Origin of the sequence: Variovorax sp. Root473 (genome assembly GCF_001426505.1) — a bacterium.
Taxonomy (GTDB): Bacteria; Pseudomonadota; Gammaproteobacteria; order Burkholderiales; family Burkholderiaceae_C; genus Variovorax.
In genome coordinates this window covers 290,241-309,960 of sequence record NZ_LMEV01000019.1, presented here as the reverse complement: position 1 = coordinate 309,960, position 19,720 = coordinate 290,241, and the positions used below count along the sequence as shown (strand labels likewise).

Sequence of the window (19,720 nt, the reverse complement as noted above, 5' to 3'; positions counted from 1 at the left end):
GGGGGGAGCCGCTCTCGGGCCCCGCCGCCGCGTCGGCCGCGATGCGGGCGCAGAACGCCGGCGAATACGACGGCGTGCGCGCCTACCGGCGTGGCGACCCGCTCAAGCTCGTGGTCTGGAAGAAGGCTGCCCGCGCCCAGGCCAACGGCTCCGAAGACCTGGTGAGCCGCGACACGCAGCACACGCAGCGCGAGGAACTCTGGCTCGACGCGCACGCCGCCGCGCTGCCCGACACCGAGGCCCGCCTGTCGCGCCTGTGCGCCTGGGTGCTGATGGCGGACCGGCTCGGTGTCGACTACGGCGTGCGCGTCGCCGGTCGCACGGTGAACCCGTCGCAGGGCGAAGCCCACCGGCGCGCCTGCCTCGAGGCGCTGGCCCTATGCTGAGCGCGAACCGGCTGCGCCTGCAGATGTCCGCCCTGCCCCGGGAGGCGCGCGACACGCTCTTCCTGCTCGCGGTGATCGCGCTGATCGTGCTGCCGCAGGTCAACGAACTGCCCTGGTGGTGCACCGCCCTCACCGCGCTGGTGTTGCTGTGGCGCGGCTCGCTCGCCGTGCAGGCCCTGCCGCTGCCCGGCAAATGGTGGCGCATCGCGCTGCTGGCGGTGGCGCTGGCCGGCACCTACGCCAGCCACCGCACGCTGCTGGGCCGCGACGCGGGCGTCACGCTCATCGTGGTGCTGCTCGCGCTCAAGACGCTGGAGCTGCGCGCGCGGCGCGACGCCTTCGTGGTCTTCTTCCTGGGCTTCTTCGCGATGCTCACGAACTTCTTCTATTCGCAGTCACTGGTCACCGCCTTCACGATGCTGCTGGCGCTGCTGGGCCTGCTGACGGCGCTGGTCAACGCCCACATGCCGGTGGGCCGGCCGCCGCTGATGCAGGCCGCGCGCACCGCCGGCTGGATGGCGCTGGCGGGCGCGCCGGTGATGCTCGCGCTGTTCCTGCTGTTCCCGCGCTTCGCGCCGTTGTGGGGCACGCCCGGCGATGCCATGGCCGGACGCAGCGGGCTGTCGAACACGATGCGGGTCGGCACCATCGCCGAGCTCGCGCTGGACGGGGCGATCGCCGCGCGCATCAAGTTCGACGGCAACCGCGCACCGCCGCAAAGCCAGCTCTACTTCCGCGGCCCCGTGCTGGCGCAGTTCGACGGGCGCGAGTGGACGGCGCTGCCGACCTGGGCGCGCAGCGGGCAGGCGATGCCGAACCTGCGCACGCGCGGCGAGCCGGTGCGCTACGAGGTCACGCTCGAAGCCAGCCAGCGTCCGTGGCTGCTCACGCTCGATGCCGCGCCGCACGCACCCCAGCTGTCTGGCTACGAGGTCACGGGCACGTCCGACCTGCAGTGGTTCGTGAACCGGCCGGTCACCGACCTCGTGCGCTACCGCGCCGAAAGCCACCCGCAGTTCGAAAGCGGCCCGCTCACGCGCGCGGGCGCCCGGCTCCAGCCCTACCTGGCGCTGCCGGCCGGCAGCAACCCGCGCACCGCCGCGCTCGCGGCCGAGATGCGCGCCGACCCCACGCTGGCCGGCGCCGACGCCCGGGCCTTCGTGCAGGCCGCGTTGAAGCGCCTGCGCACCGGCGGCTACACCTACACGCTGGAGCCCGGCGTGTACGGCAACGAAACGGCCGACGAGTTCTGGTTCGATCGCAAGGAAGGTTTCTGCGAACACATTGCCTCGGCCTTCGTGGTGCTGATGCGCAACCTGCAGATTCCGGCGCGCATCGTCACCGGCTACCAGGGCGGCGAGCTCAACAACGTCGACAACTACTGGGTCATACGCCAGAGCGACGCGCACGCCTGGGCCGAAGTCTGGCAAGAGGGCACGGGCTGGGTGCGCGTCGACCCGACCGGCTCGGTCGCACCAGGCCGCATCGGGCAGTTCCAGCGTCTGGTACCGCAACCCGGCCTGTTCGCGGGCGCCATCGGCGTCGTCATGAGCCCGACGCTGGTGCAGAACCTGCGCGCCGCCTGGGAGGCCGTGAACAACGGCTGGAACCAGTGGGTGCTCAACTACACGCAGAGCCGCCAGCTCGACCTGCTCAAGTCCATCGGCTTCAGCGCCCCGAGCCTGGAAGACCTGGCCTATGTGCTGCTGTACCTGCTGGTGGCCGCGAGCCTGGCCGGCGCCGGCTGGACGCTGTGGGAGCGCAGCCAGCACGACCCATGGCTGCGCCTGCTGGGCCGGGCCCGCGCGCGTCTGGCGAAAGCCGGCCTGCCGCTGCCCGAAACCGCGCCGCCGCGGCAGATGGCCCAGGCCGCCGACGCCCGCTTCGGGCCCGCCGGGCAGGCGGTGCGCGACTGGCTGCTGGAGCTCGAAGCCCAGCGTTACGCCCCTGCCACGTCCGACAGATCAGCGTCGCTCGCCGCGCTGCGCGCCGAGTTCCGCCAACTGGCCTGGCCGCCCGCGCCGCCGCGCGTCTGACACGCGGGGCACGCGGGGCACGCGGCTGCAACCACATGTGTCGCCCGAAAGTGCGCATGCGCACGGGCGGCACAATCGTGTCCATGTCACACGCCTTCCCCACGCCCTTTCGCGCCGCAGCGGCCGCCACTGCCCTCCTCGCCGCCTGCGTCGCCTGGCCCACGGGAGCCCTGGCCCAGAAGCCCTCCGCGAACGGGCGCGCCGCCGCCGTCACGCCCGTGCGCGGCAGCGTTCCCTACGCCACGCGCGACGACGCCATGGCTTTCGCCGACGATGTCGCCCAGCGCCGCAACCTCGACCGCGAATGGGTGCGCGCCACCATCGGCGCGGCGCGCTTCCTGCCCAACGTGCCGCGCCTGATGCTGCCGGGCCCCGCCGGCACCGTGAAGAACTGGCAGACCTACCGCAGCCGTTTCATCGACCCGGTGCGCATCGCGGCCGGCGTGCGCTTCTGGCGCGCCAACGCCGAGACGCTCGCGCGCGCCGAGGCCACCTACGGCGTGCCGCCGGAAATCATCGTCGGCATCGTCGGCGTCGAGACCATCTACGGCCGCAACATGGGCAACTTCCGCGTGATCGATGCGCTGGCCACGCTGTCCTTCGACTTCCCGCAGGGCCACCCACGCGCCGCCGAGCGCATCGCCTTCTTCCGCGGCGAGCTCGAAAGCTTCCTGAGCACCGAAAGCCGCACCGCCGACGACCCGCTCACGCCCGTGGGCAGCTATGCCGGCGCCATGGGCATGCCGCAGTTCATGCCCAGCAGCATCGCCAAGTACGCGGTCGACTTCGACGGCGACGGCCGCATCGACCTCGTGAACAATCCGGTCGACGTGATCGGCTCGGTCGCAAGCTACTTCAAGGGCTTCGGCTGGACGCCCGGCATGCCGTCGATCTATCCCGTGCACTTCGAGGAGTCGCGCCTGAAGAAGGCGCTGCTGCTGGCGCCCGACATCCTGCCGACCTTCAGCGCCGACAGCTTCGTGGCCGCGGGTGCCGTGCCCGAAGGCGAAGGCCTGAAGCACAAAGGGCTGCTCGCACTCATCGAGCTGCAGAACGGCCTCGACGCACCGCCGACCTACGTCGCGGGCACGCGCAACTTCTACGTGATCACGCGCTACAACTGGAGCAGCTACTACGCGATGTCGGTGCTCGACCTGGGCCAGGAGGTCAAGGCCGCGATGGAGCAATAGCCACCGTGGCCGCCATGACGCCGCAGGCGCTGCACGCGAACTGGGCCAAGGCCTGGTGCGCGCTCGGCGTGGCCGCGCCCGACGACGCGTTGCGGCCCGAACTGCAGCGCCGCTACAGCGAGCCGCAGCGCCACTACCACACGATGCAGCACCTGGGCGAATGCCTCGCGTGGTTCGACCAGGAACAGGCGCTGGCCGAGCGGCCCGGCGAGGTGGCGCTGGCGCTGTGGTTCCACGACGCGATCTACGACGTGCATGCGCACGACAACGAGGCACGCAGCGCCGACTGGGCACGGCAGGCCATGCGAGCCGCCGGCGTCGACGCAGCGGCGGCCGACCGCGTCCATGCGCTCGTCATGGCCACGCGCCACGACGCCGTGCCCGACGGCCGCGACGCCGAACTGCTGATCGACATCGACCTGTCGATCCTCGGCGCCGAGCGTGCGCGCTTCGACGAGTACGAGCGCCAGGTGCACGCGGAATATGGCTTCGTCCCCGAGGAGATTCGCCAGCCGCGTCGACGCGCGATCCTCCAGCGCTTTCTCGACCGCCCGGCGATCTACGCCACGCCGCGCATGCACGCGCTGCTCGAAGCCCGGGCGCGCGAGAACCTTCAGCGGTCGATCGCCGCCTGATCGGTCGGCACCAGCCGCCACCATTCAGAGCGCATCGGCACGTCGCCGAACGCTTCCTCCACCACGCCGAACAGCAGGCCCTCGCGTCCCGCACCGAGCTGCGACAGCGCCAGCGGGCGCGCGAGGTCGCGGCACAGCATGAAGCTCGCGTCGCCCTGCCAGTCGAGGCAACGTCCGACTTCGGCCAGCATCAGCGCAGGCTGGCCCTGCATGAAGGTGAACGGCATCGGCAGGCCCGTGTCGAGCTGTGCCAGCCCCGCGCGCGTGGCTTCCCATGCGCCGCGCCGGCTGGTCACGCGCAGGCGTGCGCCCATCGGCAGCGCAACTTCGCCAGCGGCGTCGAGGCACGCGCGCGCGCCGTACATCGCGAGCTCGGTCCACAGGCCCACGCGGCGCGGCCGGCGGCCCAGGCGGGTCGCGAGCGCATCGCGCCAGCCGTCGGGCGGCGGATGCGCCCCGACATGCGCAACGGTGCGCCAGATCGGAGTGATCATGCGGCGCCGCAATCCGTGAGCACCAGCGACGCATGCCCGCCGCCGAAGCCCACCACGTTGAGCAGGAGGTGGCGCAGCCTTGCCGGCGGCCCGTCGCTCAGCGCGATGCCGAGGGTCTCGTCCAGCGCATAGCCGACCGACGGCCAGGCGCCGCCTTCGATGCAGCCGACCAGCAACACCAGCTCCGCCGCCCCGGCCGCGCCGAGCGTGTGGCCGATCGCTGACTTGAGCGACACCAGCGGCGGCAACGGGTCGAACACCTGCCGCAACGCCTCGACCTCGATCGCGTCGTTGACCGGGCTGCCCGCCGCCTGCACCTTGATGAGGTCGATGTCCGCGGGCTGCAGACCACTGCGTGCCAGCGTCTCGCGGCACATCGCGCGCACCGCGCTCGCCTCGGTGCCCGAGGGGTTGCGGCCGTCGACCACGTTGGCGCCGCCCAGCAGCGCCCAGCGCGCGGGTTGCGATCCGAGCCGCAGCGCCGCCACCGCCTCGCCGAGCACCAGCCCCTGACGGCTCGCGCCGAAGGGCTGTGCGCTGTCAGGCGCGAGCAGCTGCATCGCGCCGAAGCCGGCCACGGTGAAGCGGTTGTCGAGTTCGGCGCCGATCACCAGCGCCTCGCGCGCCTCGCCCGCGCGCACCATGTCGGCCGCCGCCAGCATCGCGTTGAGCGCCGAGGTGCAGGCGGTCGAGACAGTGAAGACCGGACCTTGCCAGTCGAGTGCGGCGGCGGCGATGTCGGCAAAGTCCTGCAGGTCGCCGCTCAGCCGCGCGTCATGCTGCGCGTGCTCCATGGCCCCGATGTCGAGCGACGACGAGGCCACGAACAGCGGCCCGTGCCGGTCCAGCCCGTCGCCGGTCTGGGCGACCACGCGGCGCACCGTGTGCTGCACGCGCTGCGCCCAATCCTGATCGCCGGGCGGCACCGGCAGCGTGTAGACCGGCCACTGCTGGCCATCGGCCACCGTCACCGGCGTGGGCGGCACGCCGCCGCGCCGCAGCGCCGCGAGCGCGGACGGCAGGTCGTCGCCGAGCACGCTGGCCAGGCCCTTGCCAGCCAGGTACACCGGTCTCAGGGAATTCATGCCTTGCCCGCTTGCACCAGGTGCTCCGCCAGGTGCGCGATGGAGGTCAAGGCACGGCGCGTGTCCTTGCTGTCGGGCATGCGCAGGCCGAAGTGCTGCTGGATCGCCATCGACACCTGCAGCGCGTCGAGCGAGTCGAGGTCCAGGCGCGCCTCGGGGCCGAACAGCGGCTCGTCGTCGCCGAGGCCGCCGGGCGGTGCGTCTTTTTCGACAGCCTCGAGCACGAGGGCCTTGAGGCGGGCGATGAATTCAGAAGAAGAAGCGGTGCTCGTCACGGTGCGCGCCTGCGAAACAGAAAGACAGCCACGAAGAACATGAGGGCCGCGAACGCAACGAGCCGGCCGACCTGCGGCAGCACCTCGGCCGCGCCGCCGCCGCGCAGCAGCACGGTGAGCAGCGCTTCGAGCCCCCAGTTCATGGGAGAGATTTCGACCATGCGCTGCATGAAGCCCGGCATGACGAACTTGGGCACCATGATGCCGCCCGCCGCCGCCATCAGCACGTTCACCATCGGCCCGAGCGTCGCGGCTTGCGCATGGCTTTTGACGAGGCAGGCCACCGCGAGCGACAGGCTCACCGCTGCCAGGCTCACGGCCGCCAGCGACAGCAGCAGGCCGCCCCAGTGGATGCCCGAAAGCGACAGCGCATCGCCGCCGATCATTGGCATGAACCAGATGCCCGCCGCCAGCATCAGCAGCGCCTGCAGCGCGTTCACGCCGAGGTAAGGCAAGGCCTTGGAGGCCAGCAACATCGAACGCGACACGCCCAGGCTCTGCAGCCGGCCGAGCGCGCCGGAGCCGCGCTCCTGCACGAACAGGCTGGACAGCGAGGCGACCACGAAGAACATGCCGAACACCAGCCAGGCCGGCACGTTCTGCTGCACCGACGTGGGCCGCGGGCCGGCGGTGGCAAAGCGCTCGGCCTGCACCATCGCCTGGATGGACGCGTCGGGCGCGGGGCTGGCCGTGCCGGGCACCGCCAGCGCGAGTCGCGCCTTGAGTTCGCCCGACGCGCCGATCAGCTCGGCGCGCAGCGCGTTGAACAGGTTGGCGTCGATGCCGGGTTCGGCCAGCAGGCGGATGTGGGCGCGCGTGGAGAGCGCAGCCGATTCCAGTTCGTCCGACAGGCCCGGCTCCAGCACGATCACGTATTTGAGCGTGCCGCTGCGCAGCCGCGCCTGCCAGTCGCTGCCCAACGGCTGCGGCGCGCCGTGGCTGCGCTGCCAGATCTGCAGCAGCCATCTGGCGGGCGTGCCGCTGTCGCGCGCATCGACCGCGTAGCTCAGCTCGGCCAGCGGCGGACGGTAGATGTCCTTCAGCGTGAGCGACATCAGCACGATGAACACCATCGGCATCACGAACAGCACGGCCAGCCCGTGCATGTCGCGCACGAGGGCCAGCAGTTCCTTCTTGATGAGCGCTAGGAGCATGGCGTTCGGTCAGTCGCGCAGCGAACGGTGCGTGAGCGCCATGAACAGCTGCTCGAGGTCGTGCCGGCCGAACTCGGCCTGGCGCACCTCGATGCCTTCGGCTTCGAGCGCGGCCAGCACGGGGCCGGGGCCGGTGCCCGCGTTCAGGTGGATGCGCCAGTGCGCCGCGCCCTGCTCCACCGTGCCAAAGCGCGACAGCGTCTGTGCGTCGAGCCCGTCGGCGGCCAGCGTCAGCAGCATGGCGCTTTGCGACAGCAGCGCGTCGAGCGGGCCTTCGCGCAGCACGCGGCCCTGGTCGAGGATGGCCACGCGGTCGGCGATGGCCTCGATCTCTTCCATGTAGTGCGAGGCATAGATCACCGCCGCGCCGGCCTGCGCCAGGCTCTTGATCGCATCGAGGATGAAGGCGCGCGACTGCGGATCGACGCCCACCGTCGGCTCGTCGAACAGCATCAGCTCGGGTTCGGGCAGCAAGGCGATCGCGAGGTTGAGACGGCGCTTGAGGCCACCCGAGAGCCGCTCGGCGCGTACGCCCGAGAACTGTTCGAGCTGCGCGAACTGCGTGCAGGTGTCGATGCGCGACTTCTTTCGCGCACCCGAGAGACCGCCGGCCGCGGCGAAGCAGGCCAGGTTCTCGGCCACGGTGAGCATCGGATAGAAGGCCTGGTCCTGCGGTGCCACGGCGATGCGCGTGGGCGCCTTGGCGCGCACCTGCTGCAACGGCTGGCCGTCGATGCGGATGTCGCCCGACTGCACCGCGAGCGCGCCCGACAGGTGCGAGATCAGCGTGGTCTTGCCGGCGCCGTTCGGGCCCAGCAAACCCAGCACGCAACCGCGCGGCACGGCGAACGACACGTCGGCCAGCGCGGCCTTGTCAGCGTGCGGGTAGCGGTAGCCGAGCTGGTGAAGCTCCAGCATTGGCCCACCGCCGGGCCGCCCCAAGGCGGGCCGAGCCTCCCCCTCGGGGGGTGGCGAAGCACACGCAGTGGCAAGCCGGGGGGCTCCCATCTCAGGCGACAGCGGCCTTGAGGTCGCGGAAGAAGGTTTCCTCTTGCTGCGCCTGCTCGCGCAGCTTGCCGGCGAGCGCAACGGGATCGACGGGCTCGCGCCCTTTCACCATGCGCGCCGCCTTGAGCGCGAACGCGCGCCAGCCGTCGCCGATGGCGATCAGGCGTTCGGACATCTGCGTCAGCTGCGGCTTGTCGAGCAGCTGCGCGGCCTCCTGCAGGAAGCCCGCGTAGATGAAGCGAAAGCCCGCCCCGCCCGTACCGATTTCTTCCTGCATGCGCACCAGGTGGCCGATGAAGTCGACGCTGCGCGGATCGCCGGGCGACAGCTTCTGCATGCGCCTGGCCAGCGTGCGCATGCCGCGCACGCCCACGATGGGCACGGGCGCGAGCATGTTGCGCACGGTCTTGCGGATGGCCTGGGTCACCGAAGCGGCATCGACCGCCTTGCGTTCGATGGCCTGCGGGTAGTACATGAGGCCCTTGGGCGCCAGCACGCCCTTGGCGAAGCGCGCGCGCGACAGGTCTTCGCTCGCGCAGCGCACGGGCTCCTCGAACACGGGGTCGCTGATCAGGTAGTCGTCGCCGTCCTTGCCGTAGACCAGCAGGTTGTGCGCGTTGAAGTGAAAGCGCATGTTCGGCGGAAAGTACGGCAGCCAGTAGACCGAGGTCTGCAGGCCCACGAGCTGGCCGTCGGCCAGCAGCGCGTCCAGCCGCTGCTGCCCCGCTTGCGGGCTGCGGAAGGTCTCGAAGCGAAAGCGCGCGGCCATCGGCGCCAGCAGGCCCTTGATGATGGCCTTGGGCGGCATGCGGTACGAGATGAGCGGCAGGCCCGACAGCTTGATGAACGGCAGGTAGGCGAACGACAGCGCCGACGACAACCCCAGCGCCATCGCCTCGCTCATCGGCGCGCCGTGGTGGCGCATGAGGCTGGAGATGACGCCGCTTTCGCAGTGCGCCGCCTGTTGGTGCTGGAAGTTCACGGCAAGCCTTGCAGGGTGGAAACGGACAGCCCCAGCGCCTGGCCGTAGCGGGCCAGCTGGGCCGGCGACAGCGCGGCGAAATGGCGCGGCTGCAGGTGGCGGCGCACACGCCACTGCCAGAAGCCGCTGGTCTGCGAGAGCAGCGCCACGTCCATGCGGCGCTCGTACATCCAGTATTCGAGCGGCGAGGCCAGTCCGGCCTTCACGCGCGCCCTGGCCTCCTGCGCCTGCTCGACCAGCACGTCGACCGCGTGGCTGGTGACGATCTCTTCCGCCTCCCAGCCCTTCGAGGTGGTGGTGACGACGCGGCCCTGCGCATCGCGGGCGTACATCAGCTTGGAATGGCCGGCGAGGGTCGCGTTGCCCTCCTGTGGCACGGCATCGAGGTCCATGGCTACACAGCCTCCAGGTAGATGAAGCCGCTCGAAAAGCGACCGCTTTCGGGCACGAACATCAGGAGCTTCTGGCCAGGCTTGATACGGCCCGATCGGAACAGCTCGTCGAGCATGATGTACGGCGAGGCCGAGCCTGTGTTGCCCTTGGTCGCGAGGTTGCTGAACCAGCGCTCGCGCGGAATCGGCAGGCCCAGCGCGGCCAGGCTGGCGGCCACGGGCTCGACGAAATAGTGCGACGACAGGTGCGGCAAAAACCAGTCGATGTCGTCGGTCTTGAGCCCGCGGCGCTCGATGAGGGCCGCGAGCGGCTCGGTCAGCGTGGCGCGCACGATGTTGTCGTTGAGCAGGCGCACGTCCTGCTTGACCGCGAAGGTCGAGTCGCGCTGCCAGTCGGCCGGCGAGGTGCGGGCCCAGCCGTCGAGGCCGCCCTGCTCGTTCTTGTCGGCGCCGGCATACATGCACACCGGCAGCTCGTGCGCCGCCGACGACAGCTCGATCCACTCGACGCGCAGCGACAGCGGCCCGCGCGGCTCGCGCTCCAGCAGCACCGCGCCGGCGCCGTCGGACAGCATCCAGCGCAGGAAGTCTTTCTCGAAGGCGATCTCGGGGCGCGCTTCGAGCGCTTCGATCTTGTGTTCGAGCTCGGCCTCGAAGTTGATGCCGCGCATCACGGCCGAGGCCAGCTCGGAGCCCGTGGCGACCGCACACCGCGCATCGCCCGCGCGCACCGAGAGCCACGCATGCTTGAGCGCCGCCGCGCCGGCCAGGCAGATGCCGGCGCAGGCGACCACCTCGAGTCGGGGCCAGCCCAGTTCGCCGTGCACCATCACCGCGTGGTTGGGCATGAGCTGGTCGGGCAGCGAGGTGCCGGTGGCCAGGCAGTCGACCGGGCCGATGTCGTCGCCCAGCGCGCGGATGGCCGCGGCGGTGAGCTGCGCGTTGGTCATGGCCAGCTGGCCGGTGGCGCGGTCGATGGCGTAGTGGCGCGACTGGATGCCGTTGCTGCGCAGGATGAGGCGTCGCGCACGCGACACCTTGCCGCCGATGCGACCCAGCACTTCTTCGATGTCTTCGTTGCTGACCGGAGAAAAAGGCAGGAAGGCAGCGGTGCGGGTCAGGAAAACATCAGTCGTCATAAAGAGGGAGGCGGTCCGTGGCAGAGCCCGACGGGCGCTCGAATTGAGCCGTCATTTTAGTCAGCCACCCTCGGAACAACGGCCGCAGCAGGGCCTGCAGCGTCAGGCTCACCGGCACGACGGTGACGATCAGCGCCAGCAGAAACAGCACGTACAGCAAGAGCAGCGGCTTGCGCGCCGCCGCGCCCGGCCCGCCGGCCGCCATGATGAGCTTGCCCCAGAGAAAGAAGCTGCGGGTGCCGGCCTTCTCGCTGATGAGCAGCCGCGCGTCGGCCCGCACCGCGCCCAGCCCGGCCAGCAGGGGCGCATCGCCGCGTTCGCGGCCCTCGTGCAGCGCGTCGCGCAGGGCCCGGCCGAAGCGGCCGCAGCCGCGGATCTGCGCTTCGCTCAGCCCCGCGTCGGGCATGCCCCAGAAGCCGCGCTTGCGGCCCCAGATGAGCCAGGCCGGCGTGGTGAAGAAGGTGGCCAGCGTAGGGCCCGGGTCGGTGAGCACCACGTTGTCGATCAGGCGCGCGCCGGTGGCGGCGAGCAGGCCCTTGAGCTTTTCGTGGGCCAGCAGCCACATGTTGCGGCAGGCAATGACCGTAACCACGGGTTTTCCCTTGAGCAGCCGCGCCGCCACGGGGTGCTGCAAAAAGGCCGCGATCGGCTGCGCGGGCGCCAGGAACCAGACCTGGTACGGGAGGATGACGAGGTCGAACTCTTCGTCGCCCGTGAGCGTGAGCGGCGCCAGCGGGCCCGGCTTCATGTGGGCCGACTCCGGGAAGGCGTCGAAGAAGGTCAGGAAGGGCCAGGGAAAGGGAAAGCGCTGCAGCGGCCGCAGCGTTTCCACGTGCAGTTCGATGCCCGGGTCGGCGCGCAGCGGCGCGGCGATCTGCCCGGCCACGCGGTCGAGCTGCCCGGTCTGCGAGTACTGGATCAGCAGGACGCGTTTGGCACGCGCGCTCGGGGTGGCAGGAGGGCTGGCGGAGGGGCTGGGAGAACTTGGATTCACAGGCGGGGCGTGGCGGGGGCCGTCGAATGTAAGCGAAGCATTTCAAAGGTGCATCTGCCATTGGTCATGACGTCGCGCGAATCCGACGAACCATTCCGCCAGAACGCGAAAAAGGGCCGCCCCCTGCGGCACGGCCCTTGTTTGCAATTGCTGCTGGCGAAGCGCTGGTCAGCGCACCTTGCCGGCCTTCCAGGCGCTCAGCAGCTTGTTGTAGTCGATGGTCTCGCCCTTGGGCTTCTCGTTGGCCAGCTTCCTCCAGGGGGCGTGCTGGTCGCTCAGCCACTTGTTCGGGTCGCCCTTGGCGTTGAGCTTGGGCGCGCAATGGGCCATGCCGGCGCGTTGCAGGCGGGCCATCACGTTGTCCATCTCGTCGGCCAGGTTGTCCATGGCTTTTTGCGGGGTCTTCTCGCCGGTGACGGCCTCGGCCACGTTCTTCCACCACAGCTGCGCCAGCTTCGGGTAGTCGGGGACGTTGGTGCCGGTGGGCGTCCACGCCACGCGGGCCGGGCTGCGGTAGAACTCGACCAGTCCGCCCAGCTTGGGCGCCATGTCGGTCATGGCCTTGCTCTGGATGTCCGATTCGCGGATCGGGGTCAGGCCCACGATGGTTTTCTTGAGCGACACGCTCTTGGACGTCACGAACTGGGCGTAGAGCCAGGCGGCGGCGGTCTTGTTGGCGTCGTGGCCGTTGAAGAACGACCACGAACCCACGTCCTGGTAGCCGTTCTGCATGCCCTGCTTCCAGTACGGGCCGTTCGGGCCGGGCGCCATGCGCCACTTGGGCGTGCCGTCCTCGTTCACCACGGGCAGGCCCTTCTTGGTCATGTCGGCAGTGAAGGCCGTGTACCAGAAGATCTGCTGGGCGATCTGGCCCTGCGCGGGCACAGGCCCGGCCTCGCCGAAGGTCATGCCCATGGCTTCCTTGGGCGCGTACTTCTTCATCCAGTCGATGTACTTGGTGAGCGCATACACGGCGGCCGGCGAGTTGGTCGCACCGCCGCGCGACACGGCCGCGCCCACGGGCGTGCATTTGTCGTCGGCCACGCGGATGCCCCACTCGTCGATCGGCATGCCGTTCGGGTTGCCGATGTCGGCAGTGCCGGCCATCGAGAGCCACGCATCGGTGAAGCGCCAGCCCAGCGACGGGTCCTTCTTGCCGTAGTCCATGTGGCCGTAGATCGGCTTGCCGTCGATGGTCTTCACATCGACGCTGAAGAACTCGGCGATGTCTTCGTAGGCGCTCCAGTTCAGCGGCACGCCCAGGTCGTAGCCGTACTTGGCCTTGAACTTGTCCTGCAGGTCCTTGCGCGCGAACAGGTCGGCGCGGAACCAGTACAGGTTGGCGAACTGCTGGTCGGGCAGCTGGTAGAGCTTGCCGTCGGGCGCGGTGGTGAACTTGGTGCCGATGAAGTCCTTGATGTCGAGCCCGGGGTTGGTCCACTCCTTGCCCGCACCGGCCATGTAGTCGGTGAGGTTCATCATCTTGCCGTAGCGGTAGTGCGTGCCGATCAGGTCGGAGTCGGAAATCCAGCCGTCGTAAATCGACTTGCCCGACTGCATCGAGGTCTGCAGCTTCTCGACCACGTCGCCTTCCTGGATCAGGTCGTGCTTCACCTTGATGCCGGTGATTTCCTCGAAGGCCTTGGCCAGCGTCTTCGATTCGTATTCATGCGTGGTGATGGTCTCCGACACCACCGAGATTTCCTTGACGCCCTTGGCCTGCAGCTTCTTGGCCGCGTCGATGAACCACTTCATCTCGGCCGCCTGCTGGTCCTTGCTCAGGGTCGACGGCTGGAACTCGCTGTCGATCCATTTCTTGGCCTCGGGCTCTGCGGCCCATGCGCCGTGTGCGGCGACCATCGCTGCCGCCATTGCCAATGCCGTGTAGCGCATCTTCATGAATATGTCTCCTCGGTTGTGCTTCCCCGGTTTTTTCATCGCGGCTCCGGGGAGGCGGAGAGCCGGACGCGTGGGTGAAATCCGTGAACCTAGCCTTTGCGCATGACCAGGGCAAGAACGAGCATCGACAGCACGAAGCCGATCCAGATCGAGGGCTCCGCCTCCAGGCTCAGCCACTCCTGCATCTTGCCGGCCAGGCCGACGAAGATCAGGTTCACATACGCCGCGGACAGCAGGCCGATGAACAGCCGGTCGCCGCGCGTGGTGGCAATGGGCAGCCAGCCGCGCCGCATGACGGTGGGCGACTTGATTTCCCACACGGTCATGCCGACCAGCATGAGCGCGATGCAGGTGAAGAAAACGGCCACGGGGGTGGTCCAGACCATCCAGTCGAACATGTCTTGGTCTCCTTAGACGCGGCCCATCGCAAAGCCTTTTGCGATGTAGTGGCGCACGAACCAGATCACGATCGCGCCCGGCACGATGGTGAGCACGCCGGCCGCGGCCAGCGTCGCCCAGTCCATGCCCGACGCGCTCACCGTGCGCGTCATCGTCGCCACGATCGGCTTGGCGTTCACGCTCGTGAGCGTGCGCGCCAAGAGCAGCTCGACCCAGCTGAACATGAAGCAGAAGAACGCCGCCACGCCCACGCCGGCCTTGATGAGCGGCAGGAAGATGGTGAGGAAGAAGCGCGGGAACGAGTAGCCATCGATGTACGCCGTCTCGTCGATCTCGCGCGGGATGCCGCTCATGAAGCCTTCGAGAATCCACACCGCCAGCGGCACGTTGAACAGCAGGTGCGCCAGCGCCACGCCCAGGTGCGTGTCCATCAGGCCGACGGTGCTGTACAGCTGGAAGAACGGCAGCAGGAACACCGCGGGCGGCGTCATGCGGTTGGTGAGCAGCCAGAAGAAAACGTGCTTGTCGCCCAGAAACGAATAGCGCGAGAACGCATACGCCGCCGGCAGCGCCACGGTGAGCGAGATCGCCGTGTTGATCGCCACATAGATCAGGCTGTTGATGTAGCCCGAGTACCACGACTCGTCGGTGAAGATGCGCGCGTAGTTCGCCCAGGTCAGCTCGGTCGGGAAGAACGAGAAGCTCGACAGGATCTCTTCGTTCGTCTTGAAGCTCATGTTGACCATCCAGTAGATGGGCAACAGCGCGAACAGGATGTACAGCACCAGGAAGATGCTGCGCTTGTGGAATCGCTTTTCGTTCATTTTTCGACCTCGACTTCTTGCGTGCCCACCCGCTGCATCCAGTTGTAGAGCACGAAGCAGAACAACAGGATGATCAGGAAATAGATCAGCGAGAACGCCGCCGCCGGCCCGAGGTCGAACTGCCCCACGGCCTTCTGCGTGAGGTACTGGCTCAGGAAGGTGGTCGCGTTGCCCGGCCCGCCGCCCGTGAGCACAAAGGGTTCGGTGTAGATCATGAAGCTGTCCATGAAGCGCAGCAGCACCGCGATCATCAGCACGCCGCGCATCTTGGGCAGCTGGATGTAGCGGAACACCGCGAACTTGCTGGCACCGTCGATCCGCGCAGCCTGGTAGTAGGCGTCGGGAATCGAGCGCAGGCCCGCATAGCAGAGCAAGGCCACCAGCGGCGTCCAGTGCCACACGTCCATCACCAGCACCGTGAGCCAGGCGTCGGTCGCGCTGCCGGTGTAGTTGTAGTCGATGCCCATCACTTGCAACGCATGGCCCAGGAGGCCGATGTCGGCACGGCCGTAGATCTGCCAGATGGTGCCCACCACGTTCCACGGAATGAGCAGCGACAGCGCCACCACCACCAGCACCGCCGACGACTTCCATCCCGTGGCCGGCATCGACAGCGCGAGCGCGATGCCCAGCGGAATCTCCACCAGCAGCACCGACAGCGAGAAGCCCAGCTGGCGCCACAGCGCCTGGTGCAGCTCGTCGTCGCGCATCACGGCGGCGAACCATTCGGTGCCGACGAACACGCGCCGGTCGGGCGAGATGATGTCCTGCACCGAGTAGTTGACCACCGTCATCAGCGGCACGATCGCGGAGAAAGCGACACAGATCAGCACGGGCAGCACGAGCCACCACGCCTTCTGGTTGATCGGCTTGTTCGTCGGGTTCATTCGAATACCTCCGTGCTTCGCACTGCGGTGCGAGCTTGCTTGGGGCGGCCCTGCGCTGCGCTCATGCGACCAGTTCCTCGTCCTTGTAGTAGCAGGTGTGGGTGTCGAGCACCCGCAGCCACACCGTGTCGCCCACCGAGGGCGGCTGTTCGTCCGAATGCATGCGCACCTTGACCACGCCGCCGTCGACTTCGGCGCTGAGCATCGCGTGCGTGCCGACGTCCTGCACCTGCTGCACCACCGCCGGCACGGCGCCGGCCGCCCCCGCGTTCGACAGGCGCAGGTACTCGGGCCGAATGCCGATCTTGAGTGCGCCGGGCGGCAGCTCGCGCGTGGGCACCAGCGGCGTGCCCGCCACTTCGAGCGCACCGTTGGCGCTGTGGGCCGACAGGAAGTTCATGCCCGGCGAGCCGATGAAATGGCCGACGAAGGTGTGGGCCGGCCGCTCGAACAGCGCCTCGGCGCTGCCCACCTGCACGGCCTTGCCGCGCGTCATGACCACCACCTCTTCGGCGAAGGTGAGCGCTTCAACCTGGTCGTGCGTGACGTAGATCAGCGTGAGCTTGAGCTCGCGGTGGATCTGCTTGAGCTTGCGGCGCAGCTGCCACTTCAGGTGCGGATCGATCACGGTGAGCGGTTCGTCGAACAGCACCGCCGACACGTCGCTGCGCACCAGGCCGCGGCCCAGCGAAATCTTCTGCTTGGCGTCGGCCGCCAGGCCCGCGGCGCGCTGGTTGAGCTGGCCGCTCATGTCGAGCATTTCGGCGATCTCGCCGACGCGCTTCCTGATCTGGTCTTCGGGCACCTTGCGGTTGCGCAGCGGAAACGCGAGGTTCTCGGCCACGGTCATGGTGTCGTAGATCACCGGGAACTGGAACACCTGCGCGATGTTGCGCTCCTGCGGCGTGGCGCGCGTCATGTCGCGGCCATCGAAGCTCACGCTGCCCTGCGACGGCACGAGCAGGCCCGAGATGATGTTCAGCATGGTCGTCTTGCCGCAGCCCGAGGGGCCGAGCAGCGCATACGCGCCACCATCGCGGAAGCTCATCTTGAGCGGCAGCAGCGCGTAGTCGCTGTCCTGCGTGGGGTTGGCGCGGTAGGCGTGGGCCAGGTCGAGATCGATGCGTGCCATCTCAAGCTCCTTTGCGCCAAGCCGGCGCCAGTGCCAGCTTTTCACTGGCATCGAACACATAGGCCTGCGACGCGCTGAAGTACAGCGTGATCGAAGCGCCCAGCTCGAAGCGGTGCACACCGGTGAGCTGCGCCACCAGTTCGCCCACCGCGGTCTCGACGTGCACGAAGGTGTCGGAGCCCGAGATCTCGGCCAGCTCCACCTTGCCCGGCAAGGCGATGTCGCCCTCCCCCGCGTCGACATTCAATGCGCTCGCGCGCAGGCCGACCGTGACCGTGCCCGACACGCTGTCAGGCAAGGCCAGCGCCAGCGCGGGCCCGCCCGCCAGTTGCACGCGGCCGGCCGCCGCCGTGCCCGCCAGCAGGTTCATCGGCGGATCGCTGAAGGCGCGCGCCACGCGCAGCGACTGCGGCGCATGGAACACCTCGGCGGTCGGGCCGTACTGCAGCAGCTCGCCGGCGTCCATCACGGCCGTGTAGCCGCCCAGCAGCAGCGCTTCGCCGGGCTCGGTGGTGGCGTAGATGACGGTCGAGTCGCCGGTGGCGAAGAGCTGCGTGAGTTCTTCGCGCAGGCCTTCGCGCAGCTTGTAGTCCAGGTTGACCAGCGGCTCGTCGAGCAGCATGAGCGGCGCGTTCTTGGCGAGCGCGCGCGCCAGCGCCACGCGCTGCTGCTGGCCACCCGAGAGTTCAGCCGGCAGGCGGCCCAGGAACATGCCGATGTGCAGCTTGTCGGCCAGCGCCTTCACCCGCGCATCGATGTTCGATTCGCCGCGCAGCTTCAGCGGCGAGGCGATGTTGTCGAACACCTTGAGCGAGGGGTAGTTGATGAACTGCTGGTAGACCATCGCGACATTGCGCTCGCGCACCGGTGTGCCGGTGACGTCCTTGCCGTCCACCAGCACACGGCCCGTGCTCGGCGTGTCGAGCCCGGCCATCAGGCGCATCAGGCTGGTCTTGCCGGCCTGCGTGGCCCCGAGCAGCACGGTCACCGCGCCGCTCTTCGGCGCGATGCTCTGCTCGTAGAGCCAGGTGTGCGCGCCGACCTTCTTGGTGACGCGCTCCAGAGTCAGCTGCATCAGCTCACCTCCACTTCCACGGTGTCGTTGTTGTTCGTTGCGTGGGCCTGCAGCCAGATCGCCACCTGCTCGCGTTCGGCGGGCGTGTAGTGCAGGCCGAGCTTGGTGCGTCGCCAGAGCACGTCGTCCGAGCTCACGGCCCATTCGCGCGCCTGCAGGAAGCGCAGCTCGCGTTCGTACAGGCCGGGCGCGACCTCGGCGCCCATGTCGGCGAGCGACTGCGCCTCGCCGACCAGCTCGGCCACGCGCGCGCCGTAGCCGCGCGCCAGCCGCAGCGCGACCTGGGCATCGAGCCAGGGGTACTTCGCCTGCACGGCGGCCACGAAGCGGGCGAAGTCGTCGTCGGGGCGCTTGGGGGCGCCGATCCAGGCCGACAGGTCGCCGCCGGCCAGGAAGGCGCCGTCGGTCCAGGCCGGGCGCTGGGCATTCGACTGGCCGAGCATCTTGCCGACCTCGTCGGCCGCGTCTTCCGCGAGCTTGCGGAAGGTGGTGATCTTGCCGCCCCACACCGACAGCAGCGGTGCGGCGGTGGTGTTCGACTCGAGCAGGTAGTCGCGCGTGACGGCCGAGGGGTCGCCCGAGGCGTCGTCCAGCAGCGGGCGCACGCCCGAGTAGGTCCAGACCACGTCGGCCGGCACGATGGCCTTGTCGAAGTAGCGGCTGGCCTGGGTGCAGAGGTAGTCGATTTCTTCCTGCGCGATGCGCGCGCCGCCGGGGTCGTCGCCGCTGATCTCGATGTCGGTGGTGCCGATCAGCGTGAACGCGCCCTGGTAGGGGATGGCGAAGATGATCCGCTTGTCGGGGTTCTGGAAGATGTAGGCGTGGTCGTGGTCGAACAGGCGCGGCACGATGATGTGGCTGCCCTTCACGAGCCGCAGGCTCTTGGTGGCCAGCGCCTCGCCGCGCGCCGACTGGGCCACGCCGCGCAGGAAGGATTCGGCCCACGGGCCGGCCGCGTTCACCACGGCACGCGCACGCACGGTGCGGTGCGCGCCATCGGGGCCTTCGAGCGTCGCGACCCAGCCGTCATCGCCACGCTGCGCATGGATGCAGCGCGTGCGCGTGAGCACTTCGGCGCCCTTCGAACGCGCATCGATGGCGTTGAGCACCACGAGCCGCGCGTCGTCGACCCAGCCGTCCGAGTACACGAAGCCGCGCTTGTACTGAGCCTTGAGCGGCGCGCCGGCCGGGTGCTGACGCAGGTCGATGCCGCGCGACGGCGGCAGCACCTCGCGCTTGGCCAGGTGGTCGTACATGAACAGGCCGATGCGGATCATCCAGGCCGGGCGCATCGAGGGGTCGTGCGGCATCACGAAGCGCAGCGGCCACATGATGTGCGGCGCGCTCTTGAGCAGCACCTCGCGCTCCTGCAGCGCCTTGCGCACCAGCGAGAACTCGTAGTACTCCAGGTAGCGCAGGCCGCCATGAATCAGCTTGGTGGAAGACGACGACGTGTGCGAGGCCAGGTCGTCCTTCTCGCACAGGACCACGCGCCAGCCCCGGCCGGCCAGGTCGCGCGCAATGCCGCAGCCGTTGATGCCACCGCCGACGATCAGCACATCGCAATCGGTGGCCGGCGCGGCCGCTGGGGAAGAGAAATCGGTCACAGGCTGGAGGTCCGTAGGTTCGTGACTTTTGTCAGCAAAGGCCGAGATTGTATTTTCGCGTTTTTTCATTTGTATTCCTTTTGGCGCGATTTTCCTCCGAGTTTTCCCTTACGAAGATTCGTTTTCT

Annotated in this window: 20 protein-coding genes; 4 read left to right on the top strand and 16 right to left on the bottom strand. The window is 68.9% G+C overall.

Features of this window, described 5'->3' with window-relative positions; all coding sequences use genetic code 11:
• The 4 genes from ASD34_RS28405 to ASD34_RS24610 all read left to right on the top strand — a co-directional run.
• The coding region (locus ASD34_RS28405) for a DUF58 domain-containing protein (protein WP_235510237.1) at positions 1-386 on the top strand (386 nt) is incomplete at its 5' end.
• Positions 380-2,422: a transglutaminaseTgpA domain-containing protein gene (locus tag ASD34_RS24620; protein ID WP_056583362.1), complete on the top strand. Its 2,043-nt coding sequence runs from the start codon at positions 380-382 to the stop codon at positions 2,420-2,422. The genes ASD34_RS28405 and ASD34_RS24620, both read left to right, overlap by 7 nt.
• Positions 2,423-2,505: 83 nt before the next feature.
• The gene (gene mltB / locus ASD34_RS24615) at positions 2,506-3,612 is read left to right on the top strand and encodes a lytic murein transglycosylase B (protein WP_056583507.1); all 1,107 of its coding nucleotides are present in this window, start codon (positions 2,506-2,508) and stop codon (positions 3,610-3,612) included.
• Between the two features lie 14 nt (positions 3,613-3,626).
• Positions 3,627-4,247 (top strand): hypothetical protein, encoded by a 621-nt coding sequence (locus ASD34_RS24610; protein ID WP_056583504.1) that lies wholly within the window; start codon positions 3,627-3,629, stop codon positions 4,245-4,247.
• Here ASD34_RS24610 and ASD34_RS24605 read toward each other — a convergent pair.
• From ASD34_RS24605 to glpD, 16 genes are all read right to left on the bottom strand, one after another.
• On the bottom strand, positions 4,226-4,741 hold the full coding sequence (locus tag ASD34_RS24605; RefSeq protein ID WP_056583360.1) for a hypothetical protein: 516 nt from the start codon (positions 4,739-4,741) through the stop codon (positions 4,226-4,228). The two genes, ASD34_RS24610 and ASD34_RS24605, sit on opposite strands and share 22 nt — an antisense overlap.
• On the bottom strand, positions 4,738-5,826 hold the full coding sequence (locus ASD34_RS24600) for a beta-ketoacyl synthase N-terminal-like domain-containing protein (RefSeq protein ID WP_056583359.1): 1,089 nt from the start codon (positions 5,824-5,826) through the stop codon (positions 4,738-4,740). The genes ASD34_RS24605 and ASD34_RS24600 overlap by 4 nt, the downstream gene beginning before the upstream one ends.
• Positions 5,823-6,101, bottom strand: coding sequence for an acyl carrier protein (locus ASD34_RS24595; protein WP_056583357.1), 279 nt, complete (start codon positions 6,099-6,101; stop codon positions 5,823-5,825). The genes ASD34_RS24600 and ASD34_RS24595 overlap by 4 nt, the downstream gene beginning before the upstream one ends.
• Complete coding sequence (locus ASD34_RS24590) at positions 6,098-7,255, bottom strand: ABC transporter permease (protein ID WP_056583355.1); 1,158 nt, start codon at positions 7,253-7,255, stop codon at positions 6,098-6,100. Before ASD34_RS24590 ends, ASD34_RS24595 begins: the two co-directional genes overlap by 4 nt.
• Positions 7,256-7,264: 9 nt before the next feature.
• Positions 7,265-8,173, bottom strand: a complete 909-nt coding sequence (locus tag ASD34_RS24585; protein ID WP_056583353.1) for an ABC transporter ATP-binding protein — start codon at positions 8,171-8,173, stop codon at positions 7,265-7,267.
• A 91-nt stretch (positions 8,174-8,264) separates the two neighbouring features.
• Positions 8,265-9,245, bottom strand: coding sequence for a BtrH N-terminal domain-containing protein (locus ASD34_RS24580; RefSeq protein WP_056583351.1), 981 nt, complete (start codon positions 9,243-9,245; stop codon positions 8,265-8,267).
• Complete coding sequence (locus ASD34_RS24575) at positions 9,242-9,637, bottom strand: hypothetical protein (protein WP_056583350.1); 396 nt, start codon at positions 9,635-9,637, stop codon at positions 9,242-9,244. Before ASD34_RS24575 ends, ASD34_RS24580 begins: the two co-directional genes overlap by 4 nt.
• A 2-nt stretch (positions 9,638-9,639) precedes the next feature.
• Positions 9,640-10,776, bottom strand: a complete 1,137-nt coding sequence (locus ASD34_RS24570; RefSeq protein ID WP_056583348.1) for a beta-ketoacyl-ACP synthase III — start codon at positions 10,774-10,776, stop codon at positions 9,640-9,642.
• Positions 10,766-11,770, bottom strand: coding sequence for a dialkylrecorsinol condensing enzyme (locus tag ASD34_RS24565; protein ID WP_235510235.1), 1,005 nt, complete (start codon positions 11,768-11,770; stop codon positions 10,766-10,768). The genes ASD34_RS24570 and ASD34_RS24565 overlap by 11 nt, the downstream gene beginning before the upstream one ends.
• Before the next feature lie 168 nt (positions 11,771-11,938).
• Entirely contained in the window at positions 11,939-13,669 is a 1,731-nt protein-coding gene (locus tag ASD34_RS24560) for an ABC transporter substrate-binding protein (RefSeq protein WP_056583346.1), read from the bottom strand.
• An 89-nt stretch (positions 13,670-13,758) separates the two neighbouring features.
• The gene (locus ASD34_RS24555; protein ID WP_056583344.1) at positions 13,759-14,067 is read right to left on the bottom strand and encodes a DUF2160 domain-containing protein; all 309 of its coding nucleotides are present in this window, start codon (positions 14,065-14,067) and stop codon (positions 13,759-13,761) included.
• A gap of 12 nt (positions 14,068-14,079) precedes the next feature.
• On the bottom strand, positions 14,080-14,892 hold the full coding sequence (locus tag ASD34_RS24550) for a carbohydrate ABC transporter permease (protein ID WP_056583343.1): 813 nt from the start codon (positions 14,890-14,892) through the stop codon (positions 14,080-14,082).
• Positions 14,889-15,779, bottom strand: coding sequence for a carbohydrate ABC transporter permease (locus ASD34_RS24545; protein WP_056583342.1), 891 nt, complete (start codon positions 15,777-15,779; stop codon positions 14,889-14,891). Before ASD34_RS24545 ends, ASD34_RS24550 begins: the two co-directional genes overlap by 4 nt.
• A gap of 61 nt (positions 15,780-15,840) precedes the next feature.
• Positions 15,841-16,911 carry an ABC transporter ATP-binding protein gene (locus tag ASD34_RS24540; protein WP_056583341.1) on the bottom strand — a complete coding sequence of 357 codons (1,071 nt, stop codon included), beginning with the start codon at positions 16,909-16,911 and terminating at the stop codon, positions 15,841-15,843.
• A 1-nt stretch (position 16,912) separates the two neighbouring features.
• Positions 16,913-17,986, bottom strand: a complete 1,074-nt coding sequence (locus ASD34_RS24535; RefSeq protein ID WP_056583340.1) for an ABC transporter ATP-binding protein — start codon at positions 17,984-17,986, stop codon at positions 16,913-16,915.
• A complete protein-coding gene (gene glpD / locus ASD34_RS24530; RefSeq protein WP_056583338.1) occupies positions 17,986-19,662 on the bottom strand; it encodes a glycerol-3-phosphate dehydrogenase in 1,677 nt (558 codons plus the stop codon). Before glpD ends, ASD34_RS24535 begins: the two co-directional genes overlap by 1 nt.
• Positions 19,663-19,720: the final 58 nt, after the last annotated feature.